1 pseudogene is annotated in these 346 nt (G+C 44.8%); it reads left to right on the top strand.

The features are described 5' to 3' along the window. Window positions 1-146: 146 nt before the first annotated feature. Window positions 147-346 (top strand): annotated as a pseudogene (locus JWG43_RS19420) (hypothetical protein); the annotation flags it as partial.

Genomic DNA, 346 nt, shown 5'->3' on the forward strand with positions numbered 1-346 from the left:
CACCCGTCGCAATCACCCCACCTCCCCACACCCCACAACCGTTCCCTTGCTGTCATTGTCGGTAAAACGGTTCAGGTCATGGAGGAAAAACAGACGCTCTTATGATTAACCTTTCAAAGTATATCATTTATAATTAACATACCTTTATGGATAATCAACCCAATCATCAAGATGAATATGACAGCCCTTGGAAAGAGGGAATAGAGCTGTATTTTAAAGAAGTTATGGAGTTCTTCTTCCCGAAAATCGCCAGAGAAATAGACTGGGACAAGGGATACGAATTCCTGGATAAGGAGCTGCAGAGCGTTGTAAGGGATGCGGAAATCGGCAGACGCCATGCGGACAA

The sequence above is a fragment of the Desulfobulbus alkaliphilus genome, assembly GCF_016918545.1.
In the GTDB taxonomy this organism is placed as follows: domain Bacteria; phylum Desulfobacterota; class Desulfobulbia; order Desulfobulbales; family Desulfobulbaceae; genus Desulfobulbus; species Desulfobulbus alkaliphilus.